At 60.6% G+C, this 18,450-nt stretch carries 20 protein-coding genes and 4 tRNA genes; 11 read left to right on the top strand and 13 right to left on the bottom strand.

All coding sequences use genetic code 11. The features are described 5' to 3' along the window. Window positions 1–43: 43 nt before the first annotated feature. The 3 genes from OKW20_RS14625 to OKW20_RS14615 form a co-directional block, all read right to left on the bottom strand. Window positions 44–118, bottom strand: a tRNA-Glu gene (locus OKW20_RS14625). A gap of 135 nt (window positions 119–253) precedes the next feature. Next, window positions 254–1,594 (bottom strand): D-Ala-D-Ala carboxypeptidase family metallohydrolase, encoded by a 1,341-nt coding sequence (locus tag OKW20_RS14620; protein ID WP_429173163.1) that lies wholly within the window; start codon window positions 1,592–1,594, stop codon window positions 254–256. A 398-nt stretch (window positions 1,595–1,992) separates the two neighbouring features. Continuing rightward, entirely contained in the window at window positions 1,993–2,433 is a 441-nt protein-coding gene (locus tag OKW20_RS14615) for a VOC family protein (protein WP_043623639.1), read from the bottom strand. Window positions 2,434–2,629: 196 nt separating this feature from the next. Here OKW20_RS14615 and OKW20_RS14610 point away from each other — a divergent pair, with 196 nt between their 5' ends. From OKW20_RS14610 to OKW20_RS14600, 3 genes are all read left to right on the top strand, one after another. Then, the gene (locus tag OKW20_RS14610; protein WP_043623636.1) at window positions 2,630–3,208 is read left to right on the top strand and encodes a cold-shock protein; all 579 of its coding nucleotides are present in this window, start codon (window positions 2,630–2,632) and stop codon (window positions 3,206–3,208) included. Further along, on the top strand, window positions 3,208–3,693 hold the full coding sequence (locus OKW20_RS14605; RefSeq protein WP_429173160.1) for a DUF192 domain-containing protein: 486 nt from the start codon (window positions 3,208–3,210) through the stop codon (window positions 3,691–3,693). Before OKW20_RS14610 ends, OKW20_RS14605 begins: the two co-directional genes overlap by 1 nt. A gap of 163 nt (window positions 3,694–3,856) precedes the next feature. After that, entirely contained in the window at window positions 3,857–4,510 is a 654-nt protein-coding gene (locus OKW20_RS14600) for an outer membrane protein (protein WP_043623631.1), read from the top strand. 61 nt (window positions 4,511–4,571) lie between these two features. On the opposite strand, the gene OKW20_RS14595 is transcribed toward OKW20_RS14600, so the two are convergent. The 3 genes from OKW20_RS14595 to OKW20_RS14585 all read right to left on the bottom strand — a co-directional run bounded on the left by OKW20_RS14595 (window position 4,572) and on the right by OKW20_RS14585 (window position 7,181). Then, on the bottom strand, window positions 4,572–5,189 hold the full coding sequence (locus tag OKW20_RS14595; protein WP_429173158.1) for a DUF1062 domain-containing protein: 618 nt from the start codon (window positions 5,187–5,189) through the stop codon (window positions 4,572–4,574). Window positions 5,190–5,691: 502 nt separating this feature from the next. Further along, window positions 5,692–6,873 carry a GGDEF domain-containing protein gene (locus OKW20_RS14590; RefSeq protein WP_052202037.1) on the bottom strand — a complete coding sequence of 394 codons (1,182 nt, stop codon included), beginning with the start codon at window positions 6,871–6,873 and terminating at the stop codon, window positions 5,692–5,694. Window positions 6,874–7,104: 231 nt separating this feature from the next. Continuing rightward, window positions 7,105–7,181, bottom strand: a tRNA-Pro gene (locus tag OKW20_RS14585). 175 nt (window positions 7,182–7,356) lie between these two features. On the opposite strand from OKW20_RS14585, the gene OKW20_RS14580 reads away from it, so the two are divergent. Further along, window positions 7,357–7,713 carry an ETC complex I subunit gene (locus OKW20_RS14580; RefSeq protein ID WP_429173154.1) on the top strand — a complete coding sequence of 119 codons (357 nt, stop codon included), beginning with the start codon at window positions 7,357–7,359 and terminating at the stop codon, window positions 7,711–7,713. 37 nt (window positions 7,714–7,750) lie between these two features. Further along, window positions 7,751–7,827: transfer RNA gene (locus OKW20_RS14575), tRNA-Arg, on the top strand. A gap of 209 nt (window positions 7,828–8,036) precedes the next feature. Here the strand turns inward: OKW20_RS14575 and OKW20_RS14570 are convergent. The 3 genes from OKW20_RS14570 to OKW20_RS14560 all read right to left on the bottom strand — a co-directional run bounded on the left by OKW20_RS14570 (window position 8,037) and on the right by OKW20_RS14560 (window position 10,279). Continuing rightward, a complete protein-coding gene (locus tag OKW20_RS14570) occupies window positions 8,037–8,885 on the bottom strand; it encodes a glycosyltransferase family 2 protein (protein WP_429173151.1) in 849 nt (282 codons plus the stop codon). A gap of 74 nt (window positions 8,886–8,959) precedes the next feature. Next, entirely contained in the window at window positions 8,960–9,709 is a 750-nt protein-coding gene (locus OKW20_RS14565) for an FkbM family methyltransferase (protein ID WP_429173149.1), read from the bottom strand. 66 nt (window positions 9,710–9,775) lie between these two features. Beyond that, window positions 9,776–10,279, bottom strand: coding sequence for a hypothetical protein (locus OKW20_RS14560; RefSeq protein ID WP_429114484.1), 504 nt, complete (start codon window positions 10,277–10,279; stop codon window positions 9,776–9,778). A gap of 374 nt (window positions 10,280–10,653) precedes the next feature. Between OKW20_RS14560 and OKW20_RS14555 the strand changes: the two genes are divergently transcribed. Both OKW20_RS14555 and OKW20_RS14550 read left to right on the top strand, forming a co-directional pair. After that, on the top strand, window positions 10,654–11,634 hold the full coding sequence (locus OKW20_RS14555) for a GlxA family transcriptional regulator (protein WP_429114481.1): 981 nt from the start codon (window positions 10,654–10,656) through the stop codon (window positions 11,632–11,634). Between the two features lie 79 nt (window positions 11,635–11,713). After that, window positions 11,714–12,154: a DUF2441 domain-containing protein gene (locus OKW20_RS14550; RefSeq protein ID WP_043623606.1), complete on the top strand. Its 441-nt coding sequence runs from the start codon at window positions 11,714–11,716 to the stop codon at window positions 12,152–12,154. 116 nt (window positions 12,155–12,270) lie between these two features. Here OKW20_RS14550 and OKW20_RS14545 read toward each other — a convergent pair whose 3' ends face one another. The 3 genes from OKW20_RS14545 to OKW20_RS14535 all read right to left on the bottom strand — a co-directional run bounded on the left by OKW20_RS14545 (window position 12,271) and on the right by OKW20_RS14535 (window position 13,243). After that, window positions 12,271–12,534 (bottom strand): hypothetical protein, encoded by a 264-nt coding sequence (locus OKW20_RS14545; RefSeq protein WP_043623603.1) that lies wholly within the window; start codon window positions 12,532–12,534, stop codon window positions 12,271–12,273. A 154-nt stretch (window positions 12,535–12,688) separates the two neighbouring features. Continuing rightward, window positions 12,689–12,943, bottom strand: a complete 255-nt coding sequence (locus tag OKW20_RS14540) for a YMGG-like glycine zipper-containing protein (RefSeq protein ID WP_034790944.1) — start codon at window positions 12,941–12,943, stop codon at window positions 12,689–12,691. 224 nt (window positions 12,944–13,167) lie between these two features. After that, window positions 13,168–13,243, bottom strand: a tRNA-Lys gene (locus tag OKW20_RS14535). Window positions 13,244–13,434: 191 nt separating this feature from the next. Here OKW20_RS14535 and OKW20_RS14530 point away from each other — a divergent pair. After that, the gene (locus tag OKW20_RS14530) at window positions 13,435–14,181 is read left to right on the top strand and encodes a cytochrome c biogenesis CcdA family protein (protein WP_043620288.1); all 747 of its coding nucleotides are present in this window, start codon (window positions 13,435–13,437) and stop codon (window positions 14,179–14,181) included. 116 nt (window positions 14,182–14,297) lie between these two features. Continuing rightward, on the top strand, window positions 14,298–15,260 hold the full coding sequence (locus OKW20_RS14525) for an AEC family transporter (protein ID WP_043620290.1): 963 nt from the start codon (window positions 14,298–14,300) through the stop codon (window positions 15,258–15,260). Here OKW20_RS14525 and OKW20_RS14520 read toward each other — a convergent pair. Beyond that, on the bottom strand, window positions 15,228–16,439 hold the full coding sequence (locus tag OKW20_RS14520; RefSeq protein ID WP_043620292.1) for a UbiH/UbiF family hydroxylase: 1,212 nt from the start codon (window positions 16,437–16,439) through the stop codon (window positions 15,228–15,230). The genes OKW20_RS14525 and OKW20_RS14520 overlap by 33 nt on opposite strands. Before the next feature lie 273 nt (window positions 16,440–16,712). Here OKW20_RS14520 and pcsA point away from each other — a divergent pair, with 273 nt between their 5' ends. Both pcsA and OKW20_RS14510 read left to right on the top strand, forming a co-directional pair. After that, window positions 16,713–17,438 carry a phosphatidylcholine synthase gene (pcsA, locus tag OKW20_RS14515; RefSeq protein ID WP_034790952.1) on the top strand — a complete coding sequence of 242 codons (726 nt, stop codon included), beginning with the start codon at window positions 16,713–16,715 and terminating at the stop codon, window positions 17,436–17,438. A gap of 9 nt (window positions 17,439–17,447) precedes the next feature. Beyond that, window positions 17,448–18,419 carry a quinone oxidoreductase family protein gene (locus OKW20_RS14510; protein ID WP_043620295.1) on the top strand — a complete coding sequence of 324 codons (972 nt, stop codon included), beginning with the start codon at window positions 17,448–17,450 and terminating at the stop codon, window positions 18,417–18,419. The last annotated feature ends 31 nt before the right edge of the window (window positions 18,420–18,450 follow it).

The raw sequence follows: 18,450 nt of genomic DNA, 5'->3' as shown, positions 1-18,450 counted from the left end.
TGCTGAAAGCGCTGATTTTTTTGGGGGGAGGAGTTCAACACAGTGGCACGCCCTAGGGGAGTCGAACCCCTCTTCCCAGAATGAAAATCTGGTGTCCTAACCGATAGACGAAGGGCGCACTCGCTGTGTGGGCGCCTTATAGCCAGAGGATTTCAGAACCGCAAGCGGCAATTTTCATATTTCTGTAAAATTCCACAGGCCTGGAAGATTGGAGGCTTCTCGTCGAAACCTCCATGGAAACAAATGGTTGCCTTCAACCCTTGGCGCGTCGGCAGCGCCAGTTCCAATCCCGCTGTGCACCGATATCGATATGGACCGACTCTGTGTGGCAATAGGTGCCGACGCCGCCACGGCCCGGGACGCTGCGCAGGAATTCGGCGAGATCCCACTTGCTGACGCCTTGAACCTGAATGTCGGCCGCCTCGCAACGGGTGTGCAGTGACTGCTTGGCGCGGTTGACCTTGATCGGCCTCAAGCCCGACGTCACCATGACCTGCTTGCCGTAATGCGTTTCCACCTTCTTCAGCATCTGCATGAGCTCTGGCTTGAAGCAGCCGGCATCGACTTTCTCGGTCTGCAGAATCAACCCGCTCGGCGCCAGTCGGGCGAGACCCGAGAGCGAAGCGACCTGAACCGGCGCGCCGTCGTCGTCATCGCCGAGATGCTCTTCGTGCTCGTAGTTGTAGAGCGAGTTCAGTTTGACGCCCGGAAGCGTGTAGGCGAGGGAGGCCGTTTTCGGCTGGCTCGCATTGCTGGTGGTAATCGTCTTCTTTTCCGCCGGCGGGGCCGAGCGGAGTGCCACCTGCTGCGGCTTCTCCTTGCGCTTGCCGGCAAAAAGGGCCGCGAGCGTCCAGGTTTTCGACGTGTCGTTGTTATCGTCGGCTGGCGTGGCTTCTGCTGCCTGTTGCGCGGCCGCGACCTCGGTCGCTGCCGGTGCGGCTTCTGCATTGGCCACGGCCTGTGGCGTCGACGAGGTCTGGCCGCTGGCTGCAGCCTCGGCGCTCAGCGGCACCGGAACGGCAACGGGGAGGGTTGCGTCCTGCGCCGCGGACGGAGCATAGGCGGCGACGGCGGTGTCCGACACGACGTCGGTGGCCATGTTGGCGGCCCCCTGTTGCGGCGCGATAACAGGCAGCGGCTGTCGCTGGGTGCCGCTGAAAAGACTGTTGTTGGTTGCGTTCATGCCGGGTTGCCCGGCGGGGAGCGGAACAGTTCCCGTCGTCTGCGGCTGGCCGGTCGTCGTTTCCTGTGCGGCAGGCGCCTGGCCATAGATGCTGGATGAGGCGGCGCGCAGGCCGGTTCCCTGCATCGTCAGCGATTGCGGCTGTCCGGCATCCTGGGGAACCATGGCATTGCCCGCTGCCTGTTGCGCCTGCGGATCGCTGCCGAGCGCGACCACCTGTCCGTCCTGGACCGTGGCCTCCGATTCGGCGGTTTGCGCCGGGGCTGCCTGCCCCTCGGCCTTCAGCGCGGTCGCGGCATCGTTTTCCCCGACCGCCGACATGCAGCCGCTCAAGGCCAGCAGCGAAACGGATAAAGCTGCAGCCCGCGCAATGGTGACGAGCACCGCGCTCTTCGTTTCCGGATGTTGCAACGTCCTATCCCCGCTCTCCGTGCATGACCGGCGAAGCCTCGCCTTGTCATGCATTAAGTCTCAGCTCCGAAACATCGCTCAGAACAAACAAACTCATGCTTCTCGCGGCGACCGGAATGAGCGCCACGGGAAAAGATCAGGCCAAGTACAAAAGGGGGTCGCCGCCACGAGACATCGCGGATAGGACCCGGCATCAACGTTTCGCGCGAAAAAGTACTCAACGATACGCGATTTGTAAACCGGCGCTAACCTTGAGCCCGCATGTTTCCAACATGCAAAGGCCCGGATAGACCGGGCCCTGGATCATTCATAGCTGCTGCTGATCGACGGCTCGGCCATGCTTGCCGGATTTCACCGACAGCACGGGGCCATCTTCGTTCGCGAGAATTGTGCGGAGCTTACCAGACGCCCGTATTGGCCATCGATGCCCAAGGTTCCTGCGGCGGACGGTTTTCGCCTTTCTGCAGGATCTCGATCGAAATGCCGTCTGGAGAGCGAACGAACGCCATATGGCCATCGCGCGGTGGCCGGTTGATGGTCACGCCGTTTTCCATCAGGTGCTGGCAGAAGCCGTAGATGTCGTCGACTTCGTAGGCGAGGTGGCCAAAATTCCGTCCGCCGGTATAGTCTTCCGTATCCCAGTTGTAGGTGAGTTCGAGGCAGGGCGAGAGTTCGGCGCGGGCTCGATCGATGTCGCCGGGAGCGGCCAGAAACACCAGCGTGAACCGGCCCTTTTCATTTTCGTAGCGGCGGATTTCCGTCAGGCCGAAAATCTTGCCGTAGAAGTTCAAGGCCTCGTCCAGATTCTTGACGCGAACCATCGTGTGCAGATAGCGCATTGCAATGTCCCTGTTTTGCAGAAGATGGCGTATAGTGGTCCGTCAGCAAGCCAGAGGCAAGGCTGCGTCCCCATATTAGTTCTCGGCCAAAATATGCCGAGGGTCTTGCGTATCCGCGGCGGGACGATGTTATTCTGGTCAATAAGAATCAGTTAACCGTATCGGTAGTCGCGCGTAAACGAGGGGCTGGGAGAGAATGGCGGATAGGACATCTTCAAAAGACGTCATGCATGGTGACGACTTTGGCAGCGACGCTCTCGACCTCATCGAAATCACCGGCGTGATAAAGTGGTTCGACGTCGCCAAGGGGTTTGGTTTCATCGTTCCGGACAACGGTATGCAGGATGTGCTGGTGCACGTGACCTGCCTGCGCCGCGACGGCTACCAGACGGTTCTCGAGGGCGCGCGGGTCGTTGCGCTTATTCAGAAGCGGGACCGCGGTTATCAGGCGTTCCGTATCCTCTCGATGGACCAGTCGACGGCGGTACATCCGTCGCAACTGCCGCCGGTCCGCACCCACGTCCAGGTGACGCCGACGAGCGGGCTTGAGCGCGTCCTCGTCAAATGGTTCAACCGCACCAAGGGTTTTGGCTTCCTGACCCGCGGCGAGGGAACGGAAGACATCTTCGTGCACATGGAAACGCTCAGGCGTTTCGGTCTGACCGAGCTGCGGCCGGGCCAGGTCGTGCTCGTCCGGTTCGGCGATGGCGAAAAGGGCCTGATGGCCGCAGAGATCCATCCCGACGGCCCGTCGCCGACGAGCCGGTCGCACTGATGGTCGCGGTTCGAGACTTTTTCGGAAAAAGCGCCTTCCTGGCGCTTTTTTTGTTGCTTGCACTGACGGTTTCGTCGTTTGCCGACGTCCAGTTCACCAAGGACAAGATGCGCCTGGTCAATGCCGACAAGGCGGTGCACGAGCTGACGGTCGAACTCGCCGTCGATCCGGCCCAGCGAGAGCAGGGCCTGATGTTTCGCACATCCATGGCGCCGGATCACGGCATGCTGTTCGATTTTGGCGAGACACGCCGCGTGATGATGTGGATGAAGAACACCCATCTGTCGCTCGACATGCTGTTCATCGACAACAAGGGCGTCGTTCGCACGATCCATGAAGGCGCCGTGCCTTTTTCCGAAGCAATCATCGATTCGAAGGAACCGGTTGCTTTCGTGCTTGAACTCAATGCCGGCGCGGTCAAGCGGCTGAACATCCGGCCCGGAGACCGGCTGGAAGGCGCCCGAATTCCGCCTTCGCAGCCGTAGGCGCCGGGGCCACGTCGCGGCCGTCCTTGTCCTTCCCCGATCCGTTCCTAAATTATGTCTCTGAACCCCACGGGTTTCATGGTTGAGATCGTGAAGCCTTTCGGGCAGACTGCGTCTTAACGAGTTACTAATATTCTTCTGGCGACAACAGGAGGCATCCGTGATGTTCCGGAGTGTGCTTGTTGCAATCGTAGCGACCTGCGCCGTTGCGCAAACCGCGATGGCAGCGGATCTGGCGGCCGATCTGAGCCAGCCGCCGGCACCGGTCGTGCAGCCAACGCCGGGATTCGTCTGGACCGGCGGCTATGTCGGCCTACAGGGCGGCGGCGGATGGCTCAACGGAGATTTCAGTGCGCCTGGCGGCAGCGCTTCGGAAGATTTCAATGGTGGGTTACTCGGCGCCTTTGCCGGTTTCAACTTTCAGCAGGGCGACTGGGTTTACGGCATCGAGGGTGACGTCAACTACAATTGGAACGACAAGACGTTCGATGTCGGCGGAACCTCGACCGAAGTCGGTACCGACGTTTCTGGCGCAATACGCGGCCGCGTCGGCTATCTGTTGAACGACAAGGCGCTGCTCTATGGCGCCGGCGGCTGGGCGGTGACCCGCGGCTTCGTCGATGTGCCCGGCGCATCGAAGGAAAAGGAAACCTTCAACGGTTGGACGATCGGTGCCGGTGTCGACTATTCGTTCACCGACAGCGTCTTTGGCCGCGCCGAGTACCGCTACAACGACTATGGCGACAAGGACTTCGGCGGCGTCAATGTCGATCTCGACCAGCACCAGTTCACCGTCGGTGTGGGCGTAAAGTTCTGACAGCAACCATTGGCCTCATGGAGCGCCGGGGCGGTGCCGGGCGCTCCATCATGCCTTTCGACTACGGGCCCCCGCGGGCACGCCGGGCAATCTCGGCCCGGTCATCTTCCGCCGTGAGATCGAGGACGATGCGGCTGCCGTCTCTGATTGGGCGTTGCAGGGCCTTTCGCGATTCGGGCAGAAGGGTGATTCGCCCCGCGGTTTCGAGCTTGGTCAACCTTGCGCGTGAGAGCGCGAGTTCCACCGATAGCAGGCGGTCGACGCGCAGGCTGCTCGCGTGGTGCGCGACAACGACGATCTCAAGCCGTGCGCTATCTACGGTCCCGCTCAACACGCGCCGTTCCACGTTGGAATCGGCCAGATCCTCAATCCGGTCCGTGCATTGGCGAAGACCCTCGATGTCGAACGCCACCTGGCGGATCCAGGCAGGATCGTTGCTTTGTAGCGCTGCGAGCGCGTCCGGCGCGACGCTTGTGACAGTCCGCCGTTCGAAGATCGGGCGGTTCCAGGTGTCTTCGCAAACGGCGCAGCGATAGATCAGCCAGGCGTCGAGCCGCCGTCCGTTGGCGTTCAGCCGCGCCTTGCCGCTGCAGACGAAGGGGCGTTGTCCGCCGCAGCGGCTGCAGGCAAGCCAGGGGCGGGGTGCGGTTTGGGGTTCGATGGTCCACTGGACCGTCAATGTATGAGACATGTCGTCTGGTTCTTCCAATTGGAAGTCCATCGAGACGACGGTTTGAGTACCCGTTCCGGGGACGCGGTCTGGCAGTTGTTGGGCGTGATGGTTCCGCCTGACGAAGGTACGTCGGGCTTGAGATCGGCAATGCCATTCCGGTCTCGAACCGCCACCTCAACGAACGCATGAAAATTCAATCCGACAGCGGGAGCGCTATCGGGCGTACGGGGTGAAACTAGCGAGACCGGATTTTACAAAGGCAAAGCGAAACTCCAGGAGAGACAGCGCGATGGTGGCTGCTTGTGCGTCCTACACGCTTGCACGCATGCCGAAAAGTGCAACAAAGACACAGGTTCGCGCCAAGGTGGCGCGCTAGGCAAAATTTGGCCACAAGCGAATTCGGCGTATTGCGCTAAAATAAGCCTTATACCTCCAATCTGAAGCGGATCGGAAATGCTTGGATCCGCTTCTCTTTTTTGAAGGTGGCTTGCGTCGAAGCCCCGCCTGATTAGCTGGCGCGGTGAAGGCTCACAGCAGGCGGTTCCGAAACCGCAGGTTCCGCATCGGACGCGACACGGTTGCGCCCGTCTCGCTTGGCCGCATAGAGCGCGGCATCCGCCCTGTTGAACAATGCCTCCCAGGAACGCTCCGCGCCGCTGGCGGTAGCAAGCCCGATGCTGATGCTGACCGCAACGGTTTGTCCGCTGCTTGCGACCCGCAGTTCCTCCACGGCGCGGCGTAGCCTCTCGGCAATTGCAAATGCCTGTGTCTCGCTTGTCCGCGGGAGATAGAGCCCGAATTCCTCACCCCCGAGACGCGCGAAGCTGTCGCCTCTACGCAGATTTTTCCGGACCAGATCGGCGAAGGCGACGAGCACCTGATCGCCCGTATGGTGGCCGTAGCGGTCATTGATGCGCTTGAAATGGTCGAGGTCCATCACGATCAGGCAATCGCCCTGCCAGCTCGCCTGAGGCAGTTGCGCCAGAAACCATCGCCGGTTACCGACGCCGGTCAGCGCATCGGTATCCGCAGATCGGCGCAACTCCGCTTCCGCCCGCTCCTTGACGAGCACGAGCGCGAAGAGCGCGATGGCGAAGTGGCAGATGATCGAGAGAAAGAAGGCGTAGGTCGTCGTGATCGGCACGATGCCGGGCTTGAGGAGGCCAATGACCACCGCAAGACAAAGGCTGGCGCCGACGGCCATGGCGGCCGCCAGCATGGCGCGCGCCGGCAGCGGCTCTTTCGAGCGGTCGGCGATGACGGCAGCAGCCGAAGCGGCGAGGAAAAGAAAGGCGGCGGCGTTGAAGACGCTAGCCCTGACGACGTTGACCATGTGGAAATGCGTGGCGAGGCCGACGAGCGCTCCGGCAAGCGGCACAAAAAGCGCCAGCCAGTCCGCCAGCCGGCGCCGGCCGCCGCTGAGGCGCCGCACGCCGATCCAGAACAGGGCGTATCCGCCGATCCCGAGCGTGAAGCTGGAAAGCCGCCACAGAGTGGGCGGCAGCAGTTTTTGCTCGCCATAGCCCGCAAGCGTCGAGGCGAGCGCCAGGAAGAGGAAACCGCTCGCCAGAATGCCAAGCCCTTGGTCCCGCGGCGATTGCCAACGCGCATAGAGGAAGCAGAAGGCGCCGATCAGGAACGACGACTTGTGAAGCAACAGAACGGTGGCAAGGTCGAGTTGGGCAGTCATTGGATCGCTCGGGCGGGCTTGGGAGGCGGGCAGGGCTGGAAAGCGCGCCGGTCCGCTCTATCCACAATGGATTGAGCGATTCCTAAATTCGTATGACAAATAGGCATTCTTGTCCCAATTCGGGACAACTCGATCGATTGCCAACGCAATCAAGCGATCTTACGGCGATGTTTAGCCTGCAGATCACGAACAGATTGAAAAAGGGGAAAGTGACGCTTCCGTCTCGATGAATGGTCGGAGTGGAGAGATTCGAACTCCCGACCCTCTGGTCCCAAACCAGATGCGCTACCAGACTGCGCTACACTCCGTGCCAACGGCGCCGGAGATACACGCTTCGTAGCAGGGCTGCAACAGCAAAGTTTCCCAAAGCCACATCTACGATTGGGACAAACGCACAACTTCGCTTATCTCCTACCGGAAAGCCAAATTTATCCGGCCAAAAGTCATTCCGTTTTAAATCATTCTGCGTTATGGGAAGACGGAATGCTGGCGCCCGTGAACGTTGCCAGCGAAAGTATGGAGCCGTTCGAAGCCATGTCCGCAAAGATCTATCGTCCAGCAAAGACCGCCATGCAGTCTGGCAAAGCCAAGACGAATCTGTGGGTGCTGGAGTTCGATCAGGAAAAGCCGCGCACCATCGACCCGATCATGGGCTACACCAGCTCCGGCGACATGAAGCAGCAGCTGCGACTGACGTTCGAAAACGCCGAGCAGGCAATCGCATACGCCGAGCGCAACGGCATCGAATACCGCGTGATCGCGCCGAAGGAAGCGACCCGCAAGAGCGTGTCCTATCCGGACAACTTCCGTTTCAACCGGATGCAGCCCTGGACCCACTAAGGTCCTTCAGCCGCATTCGACGGGCAAAGCCCGGGACGGCCCCTTAGCTCAGTTGGATAGAGCACCTGCCTTCTAAGCAGGTTGTCGCAGGTTCGAATCCTGCAGGGGTCGCCAATAATTTCAAACGCTTAGCTGGTGCGTCGGTCGGCTAAAGAACGACGTTTACGGTCTCTCGCTACCGTTTACAGAACGCATTACGTGATGATCTGCGAGACAGCGTCATCGCCGGCTTGTCTTCTCAGCTATTTTTTCATCCGCCATGAGGAGCAGATCTCCGGTACGCCAGCATGCGGCGGATAGGCCCGCCGATTCACGCCTAAACGCTAAGCTCGTTTCCGGAAGTAGGAAAGAAGCGCCGTAACGGGCTTGAACAAGAGCCTATGGCCCTTGGTGTACATGCGGCCCGGCCGATGGATCGTCAGCGCATAAAGATACGAGCGCTTCTCCTGCAAGTAGGACCGGAATTTCTGCACGACCTGACGCCGTGCATCGTTCTGTCGCGCCCGCTTTGCGTCCGTGAGGCTGAGGTGTTGCGTGACCAGGCTTTCTTCGCAGCCAACGATCAACCCGCCTCCCAAGGCAAAGCGAATGGCCCATTCGCGATCGACGGCCCTGCGGAAATTCTCGTCGAAGGCGAACTTGCGCAAGGTCGAAACGCGGGTGAGCATAGTGCAGGTGCCGACCCTTCCGTCGCCGAGGAGGGGATCGTCGCAGAGGAGATGGAGCGCGACCGCATCGCCACCCACCGGCTGCGCGGTGCCCATGGCGCTGAGGCTCCTCGTCTTGCCGTTGGAGATCACGCGCCTCGTGCAATAGACCGAGATAGGCGCCGTATGCCGTTCCTCCGCCGCAAGCAGCTTTGCGACCTGAACCCTTAGCCGTTCGGGAGCGTTTTCGTCGTCCGAATCGAGGAACGCCAGGATTTCGCCGGTCGCTTCGCGCGCGAGCGTGTTGCGCGCGCCAGCGTTCCCCTTGTTGATATCGTGACTTACCAGCCTTACCCGCGGATCCTGCTGGCTGACGGATTGGACGATGGCAGCGGAGCGATCGGTAGAGACATCGTCGCAGACCAGGATCTCCAGATCATCCCAGTCGAGTTGTCTGGCAGACAAGAGCGTCCGCTCGATCGTCTCTTCGGCGTTGTAGCAACATATCGCAAGTGTTACGCGCATTGATGCCTGTTCCTGTTGCGACCTGTGCTGTTCGGTGGCGGCCCCGCCATCGCCGGCATGTTTCCGGATGAAGACTAATTCTGCTTGTGCGCTTTGGCGGACGAGCCGACCATGCGCACGGGAACGGCATTGGGTTCCAGATATGAGCTGTCCGAGCGCACGAAGAGGACGTCGACGAGGCGATTGTGCGAACGATGGGGGATGACATCGGCGACTTCGAAGCCTTGCTCTGCCATGTACGCGACAAGTTCCGAAAACCGATAGCTACCTTCAAATCGGCGACGAAGGCTCGCCTCTGTGAAGACGAATTGCGTTTCACGAAGCGTTTTTTCTGCTCCCTTGAGAACATCGAGGTCAAAGCCTTCGGTGTCCACCTTCAATCCGAATGGACCTTTGTAGCCCTTGCTTTCCAGAAGTTCGTCCAGCGGCGAAATCTGTATCTCGACCGTCTTTTCCGGCTGCCGCTTCCAGTCCCTGCGTTTCATCAAGCTCGAGGAGGGGCCTTCCAGGGAAAGCGTTGCTACGCCCTTGGCAGAGCCTGCGCCCGATTGAATGTAGTCGAAGTTCAGGCCCTTTACGCTGTCTGCGGCCTTCTCCATCGTATCCGGCTGGGGATCGATCAGGACGAACTTCTTGTCCTTGAACAGTTCGTAGAACACCGGGCTGCCCTGATAGACGCCGACATCGATGAATGTGTTGATATCGAAGCCGTAGCGCTTCAGGTACGCAGTAGAGTAACGTTCCTCGGAAACGTGGAAACCTTGTCGCGTCAGCATCGAGGCGGCTGAGCGAAGCACCCGATTGAACAGCTTTCCCTTGGTCATAGTCCCCTCGGCAATTACAATTTTCTCCAGACGAAATGTCTGGCCAGGTTAACGTAGTGCTGGTGCTCAGATTTTCAGGCAGTTGTCCGGCATGTAGAACACGGACGTCCGCCACGGACGGCCGTTGACCGGTCCGAAGCCGTCGAAGTCGAGACGGCGATAGCCGTTGTTGATCAGCAGGTCGTATCCCTCCTGATACCGCTCGCGCTCACTGTTGTCCCAAATGATTGCGGAGGGCCTCTGCTTCAGGTTCATCGTCGCCTTGGCGCAATTCACACGATCGCGGCCGTCGATGACGACAACGTCGAAGGTGGTATCCTGGTGGCGCGTGAGAAAATGCAGCATCGGGTAGGTGTACCAGGGGCATGGTTCACCGTCGGCGGTCATCGGCTTGTGCTGTTTTGCACTTTCCAACCAACCCATCTGCCTCGCGCTTTCGACGAACTTCGGGAAGAAGTCGCGCGGGATATCCGGAGTCTCCCACAGAAGCAGGTCGAGTTTCTGCTCGATCTTTGGAATGCGGCCGATGAGCTTTGTCGCTTTTACGAAGTTCTTCATCGCGCCCAGCATCATAGTCTCCCTCAGTTTCGGACATGCTTAATGGCTTATATGTTTTGTTAGCGCAAGCGATTGAAACGCGGTTCTGGCAAGCGTCGAAGTCCGTCACCGAGCAGCCTCATCGCCGATTCCTCACGAACAATGGGCGCCTTGGTCGGCTTGCCGAGGCGCTGGACGTTACGGCAGTGCCGCTACGAAGCCGCAAGTCACATAAAAAAACGGGCCGGCGGATGGTTTCCGACCGGCCCGTTCCGGCAAAAGGCGGAAAGGGGAACGTCTCTGCGCGGGGCTGCAGCGCCGCGCGTAGGGAGATCGATACGGTCTGATAATGCCCGAAAGGCAGTATTGGAATTGACATTTCCCGCTTGAAATTTGACATTTCCCGCATGCCTTCCGATGGTCGCCTACAATCTGTGATCGAAGTTTCCGTCGTCATCCTGCCGGAGTCGTCGATCATGTCGCTAGCCTCCGTCTTGGACCCGATGCGCGCTGCAAACCGCATCTCGGGCCGCGAGGTGTTTCGCTGGCGGCTGCTTTCGGCCGATGGCAAGCCGGTGGTCTTGACCTGCGGTGTGCCGATCGCGGTCGAGGGGATGCTGCACCCGCCGCTTGCCGGCGACGCGCTGCTGGTGATTGGTGGCTTCAACCTTGATCGTCACGCCGGTAAGAAATTCATCGGCGGGCTGCAGGAGTGCTCACGGCACTTCGATATCGTCGCCGGCATCGAATCAGGCTGCTGGCTGCTCGGCCGCAGTGGTCTGCTCAACGGCCGCAAGGCGACGGCGCATTGGGAGGAACTGGAGGATTTCAGCCAGACGTTTCCAGAGCTGGCGGTGCTTGGCGACCGCTTCGTCATCGATGGCAAGTTCTGGACCTCGGGCGGTGCTTCGCCGACCTTCGACATGATGCTGCACTGGATCACGCAGCGGCTGGGGTCTGCCCTGGCGCTCGATGTCGCCAGCATCTTTGTCTACGACCAGACGCATAGTGCAGCCGACGTTCAGCCCTATGTTTCGCTCGGGCGGATCGAGACGCGCGACCCGAAGCTCGCCGAGGCTATCCGCCTGATGGAGCGCACGCTGGAGCGTCCCTTGACGATCGCGGCACTGACGAAACGACTGTCGATCTCGCAGCGCAAGCTGGAGTTGCTGTTTGCGCGAGGATTATCGACGAGTCCCGGCGCCTATTACCTTCGCCTGCGTCTTCAGTTCGCCCATCGACTGGTGCGAGACTCTGCTACTCCGATCCGAGAGATTGCCCTTCGATGCGGTTTCGACAGCCTGTCCGCCTTTTCGCGCGCCTATAGCCGCGAGTATGGAATGAGTCCGCTGAAGATGCGACTGGCCCGCAGAGGAGCGGAGGCCTAGGCAGCGCATCCCGTTAGAGGCCATTGATAATTTAGGGCCGCATCGTTCTCGTCGTGCAACGAGAAAGAGGGGGATCCGCATGTTTCACTGGTCGCCAATCCGCTTGAGAGAAGGCAGCATTGTCGAGCCTGGCAATTTCGGGCGCATGATCAGGTGCTACCGGCCAGATCAATTTGGCGACGGCTGGCGGTTGGCCGGGGAACTGCTCTTCGAGCAGGCCCGTGAGGCCTACGCTCCCAAAGCTCCCTCGCGGCTGAATGCCTGCTTCATGTGTCCGACCTATGATGACGCCATGCGATATCAGGCGGCCTACGATCCTCACTTTCTACAAGTGCTTCACGAGGTGGAGATTGTTGAACTCGGTGCGTCGCCACATACCGGTGCGCTGAGCGTGCTGGATGAGAACCAGAGCATGTCCTTGTTGGATTCCTACCGCCGTCAGGCGCGCGATTATTGGAAGGCCGGGGCGAGGGGGATCGCGAACACGGCGTCGTCGATCCGGGTTGTTCGGGTCTTTTGACCCATTCGCCTTCCGACCGCATCATTGACGTTCGTTATGCATGGCGTGTGACGCGGTTTGCCGGCCAGGCGTCGGTGGGCTGAGCCGGCCGGGTGCAGTGGCGGGGCCGCTAGACGCTAATGAACCGTTTGTGGTGGCTCATCGGTAAAGGCCTGGATGCCGTCGCGCTGCACCGTGGCGATAAACTCTTCGAAAGCTTCCCTGTCGGTCGGGAAGGGTTCCTCCCATGTCGTCGAGAAGCCCTCCTCGTCGATGACCTCGAGGGTCCAGTCGCGATTCGTGCCTGCCTCCCGGTAGATCCGCAATTCCACGACGACGCCGTCGTCACTGAATTGGCCGGAAAATTCCGAAAACTCGTAGTTCTGTTCTTCGTCAGTCATTTCCGAAGTGTAACACGCTTGCTTGAGGACGTCCTGCTATGTTCGGCCTCGACTATGCTGCTCGCAGCTTCAGCCGGGCACACAGGCACATCCGATCGTCTCCACGAAGGTTTGGACCGGAACGCGCCTGTTACCTTGGTGAATGGTCCTGCCGTTACCGGCAGCGGGCCTCGTAGCGGCGGCCGTAGCGGTCGCGATAGATGCAATAGCCCTGGCGCTCCTGGGAGCGTCCGATCAGGTTGCCGATAACGCCCCCTGCGACCGCGCCGATTGCCGCGCCGCCCCAGCTGTCGCTGACCGCCCCGCCGATGATCGCACCGGTGCCGGCGCCGATCGCCGTACCTTTCTCGGTCTGCGTGCAGGAAGCAAGCGTACCAATCATCAAAACCGCAATGACAAGCTTTCTCATGCCTTCACCCCTTTGCTCGATACCAAACTGGGCAGTTCACCGCTTTGCATCCTCAGCGAGAGCCTCAGCATCTACTCAACGCGACGAATTGTCGATAGCACGGAATGCAACAGGCGAAAGATGGGGCGCGGCGCGCACCAAATATTGGGGCTAATACGCGCACATGGCGATGAGAATCGGCGTCGGAAAACGCTGACAAATAACCAATTTCATTGGGGTTTTCGTGGTGAGCGCGCAGGGATTCGAACCCTGGACCTACTGATTAAAAGTCAGTTGCTCTACCGGCTGAGCTACGCGCTCCCTGGCCGCGGCGGTGAAGCCCGGCGGAAGTGGGCGGACATATGCACGCGTGTTTCCCCCCGGTCAACCGAAAAATTGCGGGTTTTGTGAAGAAACGGTGCATGGCGCAATGATCGCCAAAAGGTGATTGGTATCATCATGATCCTGCGGCTAAGGAATGGCCCAAATGCCGCGTGCCGGAGTTCTTGCCGTTGTCGATCGCCGATATTTCCATCTGGACCGCCGTACTTGCCGGCGCCCTTTCGTTCCTTTCTCCCTGCGTTCTGCCGCTCGTACCGCCCTATCTCTGCTATATGGCCGGCGTCTCGGTCGATCAGTTCCGCAGCGGCGATGCGGCGACCATCGGTAGCACGAGACGCGCTGTCTTGCCGGCAGCGCTGTTGTTCACGCTCGGTTTTGCCACTGTCTTCGTGGCGCTCGGGGCGGGGGCCTCGTCGATCGGCATGGTGCTTCGGCAGCATATGGACCTGCTGTCGCGCATCGGCGGCGTGATCATCATCATCATGGGCCTGCATTTCCTTGGCGTGTTCAAGATCGGGCTGCTCGCGCGCGAAGCCCGTTTCCAGGGCGGCGGCAAGCCGGCGACGCTCTCGGGCGCCTACATCATGGGTCTGGCCTTTGCCTTCGGCTGGACGCCCTGCATCGGCCCGGTCCTCGGCACGATCCTTGGCGTCGCTGCCGCACGTGACACCGTGTCCGACGGTGCGATGCTGCTGGCGATCTATTCGCTGGGGCTTGCCGTGCCGTTCTGGATCGCTGCTGCGTTTTCCGGCTCCTTCATGCGCTTCCTCTTCCGCTTCCGCCGCCATCTCGGTCTGGTCGAGAAACTCATGGGCGGCCTCCTGGTGCTGGCAGGCCTTGCTTTTCTCTTCGGCTTCATCAGTTCCGTCGCCATCTGGTTCCAGACGACCTTCCCGATCCTGATGAAAATCGGCTAGGGCATACCCTCGTATTTTAGAATCACTTTACGGCCGGACCGGCCTAATCGTCAGGGCGGTTGATGCGCTAGGCGTGCGGGCGTCGGCGCGGGAAGGTGAAGAATGCGGGGGACAAGATGACGGAAATCGCGGGCCTGGTGCTGCCGTTCTTCGGCCTGATCTTCCTCGGTTATCTGACGGCGCGCTTCGTCCACCATCCGGGCGAGGCGATGGGTTGGCTGAACACCTTCATCATCTACCTCGCTCTGCCGGCGCTGTTCTTCAAGCTCGTCTCGCGCACGCCGATCGAACAGCTGGCGCGCGCCGACTTCATCCTGACCACGGTCGGCGCGACCTACATCGTCTTCTCGCTGATTTTTCTCATCGGCGTCTATGTAAGGCGCAACTCCATTGCCGAAGCGACGATCCAGGGTTTTGGCGCAGCTTACGGCAATATCGGCTATATGGGGCCCGGCCTTGCGCTTCTCGCCTTGGGCGATGCCGCTGCCGTGCCGGTTGCGCTGATCTTCAGCTTCGAGAATGCCGCGCATTTCGCGGTCGCACCGGCGATGATGGCGATATCAGGCGGCCGGCAGGAAAAGCCGCTGGTGCTTGCAGCCAGTGTTGCACGCAAGATCATCCTGCACCCATTTATTCTCGCCACACTTGCGGGCGTGGTCGCCGCCTTCTTCGCGGTACAGCCGCCGGTGCCAGTGCAAAGATTGATCGACTATCTCGCTCAGTGTGCGGCGCCCTGCGCGCTCTTTGCCATGGGCGTGACGCTGGCGCTGCGCCCAATCAAGCGCATTCCCGTCGAGATCGGCTACATCGTCCCGGCGAAGCTGCTCTTGCATCCGCTCGTCATGTTCACGGCGATGAGCCTGACGGGGAATTATGATCCGGTCTGGGTGCAGACGGCGGTACTGCTCGCGGCCCTTCCGACGGCGACGAACGTCTTCGTTATCGGCCATCAGTATGGTGTGTGGCAGGAGCGAGCCTCGGCCACCATCCTCATCACCACGACGCTGTCGGTCGCAACGGTGACCGGCCTGCTTTACCTGATCCGTTCAGGCGCTCTTCCGCCCGATCTTTTCCCTTAAGCCTTCCTTGAAGGCATTGAGCGCGCTGCCGGGGTGGACGCCTTCGCGCATCAGCAGGCTGCGCAGGGGCCCGACGGCGGAAAGCACATGCAGCCCCAGCGCGCGCAGCGCCTGCACCGGCAGGAATCCGGAAAGTAGCGAGCGGTTGAGGAGATCCACGCTCGCCGTACGGCTGATGATATCCGGCCGGCGGCGGCTGTCGAAGCGGTCACCGATATCGCCGGCAAGCGGCTCGCCGCCGGATGCACCGATGATATCGACGAGCGTCATTACATCGCGAAGGCTGAGATTGAGCCCTTGCGCGCCGATCGGCGGGAAGGCGTGCGCTGCTTCGCCAAGAAGCACGACGCGGCCCTTGCCGAAGCGCTGGGCGGTCATGCCCGAAAGCGGGAAGGATTGCGGCGCGCCTTCGACCGTTGCCTTGCCGAGGATCGATTGCATCCGGTCTTCGACGGCGCGGGAGAGCGCCGCAAGATCGAGCGTCAGCGTTTGCGCGGCATCTTCGGGCTTGCGCACCCAGACAAGGCTGGAGCGGTTGCCGGGCAGGGGCACTTGCGTGAAGGGACCACTTTCGGTGTGGAATTCGGTCGAGATGTTCTGGTGCGGCAGCTCGTGTGCGAAGTTCAACACGACCGCCGTCTGCGGATAGGACCAGGTGCTGACGGAGATCTTCGCCGCTTCGCGCACCGGCGAGCGGCGACCATCGGCGCCGACGAGCAGATGCGCGCTGCATTGGCTGCCGTTTGCAAGCTCGATCGTTGCGACCGTGTCCGAAAGTTCAAAGCCGATCGCCGACGTGGTGATGCGCGTCAGCGTCGGGCTCTCTTCGGCGCGGTGGCGGAGAATATCAATGAAAGGGGCATTCGGAATATTGTAGCCGAAGGCGTTGAGCCCGACTTCGGAAGCGCGGAAATTGACTGGCGGGGCGCGCAGCAACCGGTTGGTGCCGTCGAGGATGCGCATGGTCGAAAGCGGCGCGGTCAGCGGCTCGACCTTTTCCCAAAGATTGAGTTTCTTCAGATATTCGATCGATTGGTCCATCAGCGCCGTCGTGCGTCCGTCGGCAACCGCCGGCTCCGGTCCGATCAAGGCCACGCGGTAGCCAGCATCCGCAAGCGCGATGGCCGCGAGCGATCCGGCAAGGCCCGCACCGATAATGGCGATGTCGAAGTGGTCCATGATGCAAAAGCCCTTTCGCGCAAGCTGTGAGGCGTCTTGGCCCAGCCTCGATCATACCTCTAGTCGTCGGCGCATGCGAAATAAATGGGTAGAATCAGCGCAGAAGCAATTTGCAGGTGTCCACAGGACAATGGGGCGAGGGGAGGCCGTAATACTTGAATTTTAGTGGCGATGCGTTGCAAAGGGTGCATATTACGGGCAACGCGCCGCACAGCGGTCGAGGCGGGTCAAGGCCCGCACGGGGAAAACAGCAGGGGTGGGCGGCGTCCGCAGATGAAGTTCTTTAACTACAGACGAGTTCCCTACGCCGAGATTCGCGCCTTCTCCGTGCATATCTTGACCGCATCGGGATCGTTTCTCGCCTTCCTGGGTGTCGTGGCTGCGGCCGAGCACCGTTTCGTCGACATGTTCTGGTGGCTGGGGCTGGCGCTGCTCGTCGATGGCATCGACGGGCCGATCGCCCGCAAGGTGCGCGTCAAGGAAGTGCTGCCCAACTGGTCGGGCGACACGCTCGACAATGTCATCGACTACGTGACCTATGTGCTGTTGCCGGCCTTTGCACTCTACCAGAGCGGCATGATCGGCGAGCCCTGGTCGTTCGTCGCGGCAGGCGCGATCGTGGTTTCGAGTGCGATCTACTATGCCGACATGGGCATGAAGACGGACGAATACTTCTTCTCCGGCTTCCCCGTCGTCTGGAACATGGTCGTCTTCACGCTGTTCGTCATCCAGGCGAGCGAGTTGACGGCGTCGATCGTCGTCTTCGTGTCGGTGGTCCTGACCTTCCTGCCGATCAACTTCCTTCATCCGGTCCGCGTCCAGCGCCTGCGACCGCTAAACCTCGGCATCTTCCTTCTGTGGTCGGCGCTCGGCATCTATGCGCTGCTCCTGCATTTTGCGACACCGGCATGGGTCGTCACCGGTTTCGTCGTCACAGGCATCTATCTCTACGTGATTGGCTTCGTGCTGCAGATTTTCCCAAGTCTCGGCCGGAAATAGGAGCAGGCAATGGCACAGGCGATTGTGGTACGCGAACTCGGAGGACCGGAGGTCCTGAAGCTCGAAGGCGTGACACTCTCGCCGCCGGGGCCGGGTGAGGTGCAGATCCGCCAAGTGGCGGTCGGACTCAATTTCATCGACGTCTACTTCCGCACCGGCCTCTACAAGTCGGCCTTGCCGTTCGTGCCGGGCAAGGAAGGTGCCGGCATCGTCACTGCGGTTGGCGACGGCGTCAGCCTGTTCTCCGTCGGCGATCGCGTCGCCTATGCCTCGGCCGATGGCGCCTATGCGAGCGAACGCAATGTCGATGCCGCGCAATTGGTGAAGGTGCCTGAAGGCATCAGCCTCGAGACCGCGGCTGCGATGATGCTGAAAGGCATGACGGCGCAATATCTGCTCAATCAGACCTATCAGGTCGGGCCGGGCACGACGATCCTCTTTCATGCCGCAGCCGGTGGCGTCGGGCTCATCGCCGGCCAGTGGGCGAAGGCGCTTGGCGCGACGGTCATCGGTACCGCGGGCTCGCAGGACAAGATTGATCTGGCGCTGGCGCATGGCTACGACCACGTGATCAACTACCGCACCGACAATTTCGTCGCTCGGGTCAAGGAATTGACCGACGGCCGCGGCGTCGATGTCGTCTACGATTCCGTCGGGCGCGACACCTATCCGGCGTCGCTGGATTGCATCAAGCCGCGCGGCCTCTGGGTCAGCTTCGGCAATTCGTCCGGTCCGGTGGATGCCTTCAGCATCGGCATCCTGGCTCAAAAGGGCTCGCTTTTTGCGACGCGTCCGACACTCTTTGGTTATGTTGCCACGCGGCCTGCGCTGGAAGCGTGTGCAAATTCCCTGTTTGATATTGTGCGAAGCAACAAAGTGCGTATCAATATAAATCAGACTTATCCGCTCGCCGATGCGGGGCGAGCGCATACGGATCTCGAGACAAGAAAAACAAGTGGAACAACACTGCTGATTCCGTGATCGAAGCCTTAAGGCGGACGCGGATCAACAG

The sequence above is a fragment of the Ensifer sp. LBL genome (assembly GCF_050435225.1).
In the GTDB taxonomy this organism is placed as follows: domain Bacteria; phylum Pseudomonadota; class Alphaproteobacteria; order Rhizobiales; family Rhizobiaceae; genus Ensifer.
Note: the sequence above shows the minus strand (reverse complement) of the source record. Positions and strands in the feature narration are given on the sequence as shown.